Raw genomic sequence first — 7,521 nt, 5'->3', positions numbered from 1 at the left:
CATAAGATTTAATTTAGTTTTATCAAATATATTTTCCATTATTATTTTCTCAGTCATAATTAAATCTTCAAAATCAACAATAAATCCAGTGTCATTATGCTTTACTATATCTACAAATCCACCTGCATTATTAAATCCAACTACAGGTAATCCATAATACATACTTTCTAATACTACAGAAGGGAATGGATCTTCTCTTGAAGTTAAAAGATATAAATCAGAACTTAAATAATATTTTTCTAAATCATTAGTAAAATTTTCAAATATTAAATTTTTATTTCTAAGACTTTCACTGCTACAAACTTTAGATACATAATTAGTATCTATAGGACCTATCCAAATAAAATATATATTTTTATTTTTTTTGCTAATTTTATTAGCTATATCTATGAATAAATCTATTCCTTTTCTTTTATCTCCATACCCAACACCTAATACAATCTTTGAATTTTGACTTATATTTAACTTTTCTTTTAAATCTTTTGTACATATTTTTTTATCTTTATATTCTCTTTTATTATTGAATACACCTTGAGGTATAATTTTAGACTTATTTTCAATATTTTTATCTACTATATCTTTAAATTCATCTTTAACATATTTAGAAGGAAATATTATTGTATCTGAGTAAATTGATATATTACGTGCTTTTTCTTCAGCATTATATGCTTTTATTGTTCCACTCAATTCATGTATCAAAGTTATAACTTTATAATTTTCATTTTTTAGTAGTTTAACTAGATCACCAGAAATAACAGTGTTGCATATTGCTATATCAACTCCTGAGTTTCTTAATTTTTTAATTATACTGTGAGCCTTTTCTAAATTATTATCTACATTATAAAAATCACCGTATTTTTTAAACTCATCTTCAAACCAACCGCAATTTATAGCTATTATACTAATATCATACTTGAATTTTTCTTTTAAATACTTAATGATATTTAATGATAATAATTGAGCTCCACCATATTTAGTATCATGAGATACATAAAGTATTTTTTTATTTAATTTTCTAGTTTCTAAAATAGCTTCTTTCGTTGAATTTAAATAAGAATATCCATACTTTACATCTGGTTCAAGATATGCTCCTTCGCCCCATTCATTCCATGCATTTATAAATACAAATTGCTCATCTTTATTTTTTTTAGTTTTAGTGTAGATAATAATATCTTTAAGCCACTGTTTATATAATTCAGGAGAGGAATTATAAAATATTGTTGATTTATTACCTCTTCTAGGTGTGTTATCCCATGATGGTATTATTGTTTTAAATAAATTATATTTTTCTTTATCCTCTTTTAAGTATAATTTATTATTTACATAGTAACTATAGTCTACTATATTACCTTTAAAATTTGGATTTTTAAATGAAACTTGGCTAGAGATATAATTGTATTTATACATTCCATTTGGCGGAAATTCAACAGCAGCATCTAGTCCATACTTTGTTGGATTTTTACAAGCAAATCCTTGTGCTCCTATTAAATAAATTCCCTTATAGCCATGATCTTCCATCCATTTTCTCCATCTAACTATAGTATCTTCTGGATTTGGAAATAGTTCTATTCGATATACTATTAATACTGGTTTTTCATCTATTTTTATATATCTAGTATCGTTAAAATATTTACTTATATCTTCTATAAAATTAATATCATCTTCTGGTGAGTGCTTTTGTGCTATTAATACTTCATTATCTAAACCATCCCATCTTCTAGTCCAATTCTCATTTGCCCAACATAAGCAAAATGGAATATCTAAATCTTTATTTTCTATAAGCATATTTACAGGCTTTTCTAATAATCTCTTCCCTGCAAACCAATAGTGATGAAAACAAAAACCATATATTCCGTATTGTTTTGCCAATTCTATTTGTCTTTTCATTACTTCTTTATTTGTTAAGTTATAATATCCAAGTTCTCCTGGGATATGAGGCTGATAGTGACCTTTAAATTGTGGGATGACTTTTTTTACATTTGTCCATTCTGTAAATCCTTCTCCCCACCACTTATCATTTTCTGGTATTTGATGAAATTGAGGTAGATAAAATGCAATTAACTTGACATCATCTGATTTTAATCTAAATATAGTACTATTTTCACTAATAGATCTATTTCCAAGGTTACTTTCTTCATTTAGAATGGAATTTAATAATTTTAAACTTGGTTCATCATTTACTTTAATTTTATTAAAGCTTTCTGTATCTTTTGAATCCTTTCCTCTGTTTAATATTTTCATAACTCAATCCTCACCTTTTATTATTCATTTTTGTAAAGATATAGAATAAACAATATATTAACTTTTTTATATATTTTATAACTCAATACATACTATATTTTATTAAATAAAAACAAATCTATAAGAAAATATAAGTTTATTTATTTTTAATAGGATTATTTTCATTATTACTTCTTAATAAAAGTAAACTTTCTTTTTGCTCTATAAATTTCCTTATTCCAGATTCTATATCCGTATTACATGTATAATTTAATATTTTTTTAGCTTTGTTTATATCTAATACATTAGATTTAACATCTATAGCTCTAGAGGGTAAATATTCTACATTTGCGTGTTTTTCAGTAATTTTTTCTATTGTTTTTAATATATCATTAATAGAGTGTCCGACTCCACTCCCTATATTAAATATAGGACATACATCTTGTTTAAATTTATATGAAATAACAGATTCTATTGCTTTACAAACATCATCAATTTCAACATAGTCTCTTACTGTATTTCCATCTCCATATATAATTACTTCTTTATCCTTCATAATGCTATCTAAGAAAACTGAAATTATACCTATATTTTTTTGTGGATTTTGCCATACTCCATATGGATTAGATACTCTTAATATAATATTTTCCATATTATATATTTCATTGTACATTAATAATATTTTTTCAATAGTTAATTTAATTATCCCATAATTATTTATAGGATTAGTCTGCATATCCTCAGAGTACCTTTTTATATTTATATTTCCATTTCCATAAATAGTTCCACCAGATGATATAAATACTATCCTTTTTATACTATTATTTTTGCATAACTCACATAATTCAATTGCCTTTTTTATATCTTTTTCATATCCACTATATATATCACACATAGATGTTTGAGGTGACACACTGCTTATTAAATGTACTACACAATCTACATTGTTTACGTATTTTCCTAAATTATTATCCTCAAAAAAATTTCCTTCTACGATTTGACACTTTTCTAGAATATTAGTATCTAAAATTTTTTCAGATATATTTCTATCATAAATTATAATTTGATTATTTGTAGTTAGCAGTAATCTAGCCAAGTTTTGACCTATAAAACCTGCTCCACCTAACAAAATATATTTTCCCATCTAATAACCTCACTAAAAAATTTATAGTAATTTTTCTTAATTATATTTAATGTATTTTATGAAAATTAAATATTAATACTTTTAAGCTTTTTAATTTTATACATATAGTCCGAAGCTTTCTTTAAATTTTCAAAAGTCCCAGCATCAAACCAAGCTACATCTTTATCTAAAATTTCAACCTTTAACTTATTAGCTATTAAATACTCATTATTTATTGAAGTTATTTCTAATTCTCCTCTATCAGATGGTTTAATACTTTTAGCTATCTTTATAACATCATTATCATAAAAGTATAGTCCTGGAACTATATAATTAGATTTTGGTTTTTCTGGTTTTTCTTCTATTGATAAAACATTGAATTTATCATCAAATTCAACTACACCAAAAGATTTAGGATCATCTACTAAGTAGCCAAATATAGTAGCTCCTTCTGTAAGCTTAGAACATTTTTCTAATATTGAAAGTAAGTTTCCGCCATTAAATATATTATCACCTAATATCAAACATACACTATCACCGCCTATAAATGTTTCACCAATTATAAATGCCTCTGCTAAACCATTAGGTTCTTGTTGGATTTCATATTTAAGATTAACACCAAAGTCATTTCCATCTCCTAACAAATCTTGAAACATCAATATATCTCTTGGTGTAGATATTATAAGAATATCTTTTATCCCAGCTAATATTAAAGTAGATAATGGATAATATATCATGGGTTTATCATATACAGGTAATAGTTGCTTTGATATCACTTTAGTTAAAGGATAAAGTCTTGTTCCAGATCCACCCGCTAATATTATGCCTTTCATAAATTGTCACCTTCATTAAATTATATTTTTATGCTTACATCTATCTTCCTATTGAGTAATATTTAATATCTAATTTTGCTACTTCATTTAAGTTATAGCAATTTCTACCATCTAGTACTATAGGATTTTTCATTAAATTTTTATATTTATTTAAATCGTAATTAACAATTTCATCCCACTCAGTCATTATTAAACATAACTGAGAATCTTTTATAGCATCATCAATGGTATTTGTATAAATTATTTTCGGTTCGTTTTTAAATATTTTTTTACAATTATCTGTTCCTATAGGATCATATACTCTAACATTTGCTCCATTATCAATTAAGTATTTAATATTTGATATAGATGGTGCCTCTCTCATATCATCTGTTCCAGGTTTAAATGTAACTCCTAAGATGGCAACATTTAAACCATCGAAGCTTTTTACAATCTTATTAGCCTTTTCTATAAGTTTAAGTTTTTGGGATTCATTTACATCTATAGCTGCTTTTATAGTTCTTAATTCATAATCACAATTATTTGCTATGTTATAAAGAGCTTTTGTATCCTTTGGGAAACAAGAACCACCATATCCTATACCTGCATTAAAAAATTTATCTCCTATTCTAATATCAAATTTCATACCTTTTACTACATCATCTATATTAGCTCCAACTTTTTCACATAAATTTGCTATATCATTTATATATGATATTTTTAATGCTAAAAAGTTATTAGATGCATACTTTATCATTTCACTACTTTCTCGATTTACGCATACTATAGGAATATTAAACGGTTTGTATATTTTTCTTAATATTTCTTCTGCATATTTACTTTTTACTCCAATAATTATCCTTGAAGCATTTAAAGTATCTTCTACTGCTGTTCCTTGTGATAAAAATTCTGGATTTGATGCTACCTCTACAGATATATTATTGTTTAATTTTTCATTGATATATTTTTCTATACTATTACATGTACCTATAGGAACAGTAGATTTTACTACTACTAATGTATCTTTATTTATAGTACTAGCAATTTTATCACATGCATAAAATAAATATTCTAAGTTTGCAGAACCATCATCCCTTTCTGGAGTTCCTACTGCTAATATTATTACATCTGCATCTTTATATGCATATTTATAGTCTGTAGTAAAATCTAAATTTCCTTTTTTATAATTTTTGTTTATTAACTCTTCTAATCTATTTTCATATATTGGTGATATTCCTTTTTTTAAATTATTAATTTTAATATCATCTATATCAACGCAAATAATATTTCCTGCATCTATTTCAGCCAAACATGTACCTGTTACTAATCCTACATATCCAGTACCAACTATAGCAATTTTCATTAAAATCCCTCCATGTAAGTATAAAATTGTCTGTTAATGAGATTTTAACCCATTTTTTCTTAAATTTTTCTTTATTTTTCCTAAGTATTTTCTTATAATCTAAGTCGTTATTCTTAAAAGAAATATTCCCAAAATGATGTATAAAAGTATCCTTACTAAGTACAAGTTTATACTTAGCTTCTAATATTCTCATACAATAATCATCATCTTCAAAATTTCCTGGAAAAAATTGCTCATCTAATAATCCAACTTTATTTATAACTTCTCTTTTTATTAATAAGCAAAAACCAATAAGTTTATCTCTTGATTCATATTTTCTTGAGTCTTGTATATTAAACTCACTTGCAAAATCTAACATAGATGTTATATCACTATAACCAACTTCTATTCTTTGTTTATTCGAAACATGATTTGATAAGCAACTAACAGCACCAATTTCATAATTTGACCATAAACAGCTATCTAAGTTATACAACCAGTTCGGAGTAGCTATCACATCATTATTAAGAAGTAATATATTTTCTCCTTTAGATAGCTCTATACCTTGATTCCACCCTTTTGCTACTCCATAGTTTTCATTATTTAATATTAACTTAATATCATCTTGTTCTTTTAACCATGATACAGTTCCATCTGTCGAATTATTGTCAACTACGATTAATTCATATCTATTTTTGTATGTGAATTTTCTTATGCTTTCAATACATAGCTTAGTGTATTTTAGTTGGTTATAGGTGAGTATTATTATACTAGTTAAATGTATATTATTTTCTTTGCTTATATCGATTAAATATGGGTACTTCAAGAGTTTATTAATATCAATCATACAAAAAACCTCGCTATTGGATAGTTTTCTTTTTATTATATGATATAAAATTTTAATTTGACACTTATTCTATTTCACAACATTTCAAAATATATCACTTTTTATCTGACTTAAGCATACTATATTATAAACTTACTTAGTAAAATTCTACAGAAAGTTAATTTATTTTACTTAAAAATTCTATTAAATTAGATTTATTTTAACATCTCGCATATTGTATTTAGTAAAAATATATACTCATCCTTATATGTTGTTGATATAGAAACAAACTTCTAATAAATATTGCTATAAATTATACTTTCTCAAATACGGTTAATATAGATTTATATAATAATAATTAAATTCAAATTAAGCACATTTATAAATAAGTTAATACTTTTATTTTAGAAAGGATTAGATATGTATAAAAACGGATTTTCTATTATAACTGTAACTAATCGAGACTATTGTATAGAAAACATGATTAATAACTTTTTAAGACAAGAATTTAACGATAAAGAACTAATTATAGTAATTAACAATGATAAAATTAATATAGAGTATATATATAAATATATAAATAAAGAATTAAATATATTTGTTTATAAATTACCTGAAAAGACTGCTTTAGGAACATGCTTAAACTTTGGTGTTAATAAATCAAATTATAATATTATAGCAAAATTTGATGATGACGATTATTATGGTCCTTATTATTTAGATGAAGCTAATAAAGCTTTTTTAAGAGAAGGATGCTATGTTTTAGGTAAGCAAAAGACTTACTACTACTTAGAACAATATAAAAAACTTATTTTAAAAAGGGTTGCAACAGAGAATGCATATTCTCAAAATTTAATGGGATCTACTATATGTTTTAAAAGAAAAGTTTTTGATAATATAAAATTTAAAGATATTTCTATTAGAGAAGATTATAATTTTAATAGCGAATGTTTAAAATATGGCTATATGCTTTATTCAACTTCATCTTATAATCACTTAGTATTTAAGCATGCAGATATAAATAAACATACATTTAAATCCAATATAAATACGTTAATAAATAAATGTATTGAAATTAAATCTAATATTGAATTTGAAGATTGTTTTGACATAATAAATAAAAAAGCTATCTAAATATAGATAGCTTCAGATTGTAGACAAAATAACCATTTTTACTTATATTAAATGGCTATTTTCT

At 24.4% G+C, this 7,521-nt stretch carries 6 protein-coding genes; 1 reads left to right on the top strand and 5 read right to left on the bottom strand.

Annotated elements, in window-relative coordinates:
• From Q5F54_RS08420 to Q5F54_RS08400, 5 genes are all read right to left on the bottom strand, one after another.
• The coding region (locus Q5F54_RS08420) for a glycoside hydrolase family 99-like domain-containing protein (protein ID WP_302334233.1) at positions 1 to 2,241 on the bottom strand (2,241 nt) is incomplete at its 3' end.
• Between the two features lie 136 nt (positions 2,242 to 2,377).
• Positions 2,378 to 3,364, bottom strand: a complete 987-nt coding sequence (locus Q5F54_RS08415) for an NAD-dependent epimerase/dehydratase family protein (RefSeq protein ID WP_281538522.1) — start codon at positions 3,362 to 3,364, stop codon at positions 2,378 to 2,380.
• 65 nt (positions 3,365 to 3,429) lie between these two features.
• The gene (gene rfbA, locus Q5F54_RS08410; RefSeq protein WP_071120430.1) at positions 3,430 to 4,176 is read right to left on the bottom strand and encodes a glucose-1-phosphate thymidylyltransferase RfbA; all 747 of its coding nucleotides are present in this window, start codon (positions 4,174 to 4,176) and stop codon (positions 3,430 to 3,432) included.
• Positions 4,177 to 4,216: 40 nt separating this feature from the next.
• A complete protein-coding gene (locus tag Q5F54_RS08405) occupies positions 4,217 to 5,518 on the bottom strand; it encodes a UDP-glucose/GDP-mannose dehydrogenase family protein (RefSeq protein WP_281538523.1) in 1,302 nt (433 codons plus the stop codon).
• Positions 5,457 to 6,344, bottom strand: a complete 888-nt coding sequence (locus Q5F54_RS08400) for a glycosyltransferase family 2 protein (RefSeq protein ID WP_281538524.1) — start codon at positions 6,342 to 6,344, stop codon at positions 5,457 to 5,459. Before Q5F54_RS08400 ends, Q5F54_RS08405 begins: the two co-directional genes overlap by 62 nt.
• Before the next feature lie 399 nt (positions 6,345 to 6,743).
• Between Q5F54_RS08400 and Q5F54_RS08395 the strand changes: the two genes are divergently transcribed.
• Complete coding sequence (locus Q5F54_RS08395) at positions 6,744 to 7,457, top strand: glycosyltransferase family 2 protein (RefSeq protein ID WP_281538525.1); 714 nt, start codon at positions 6,744 to 6,746, stop codon at positions 7,455 to 7,457.
• Positions 7,458 to 7,521 lie beyond the last annotated feature (64 nt).

The sequence above is a fragment of the uncultured Romboutsia sp. genome (assembly GCF_958366745.1).
In the GTDB taxonomy this organism is placed as follows: Bacteria; Bacillota; Clostridia; order Peptostreptococcales; family Peptostreptococcaceae; genus Romboutsia; species Romboutsia timonensis.
This window is presented reverse-complemented; position numbering and strand designations above follow the sequence as displayed.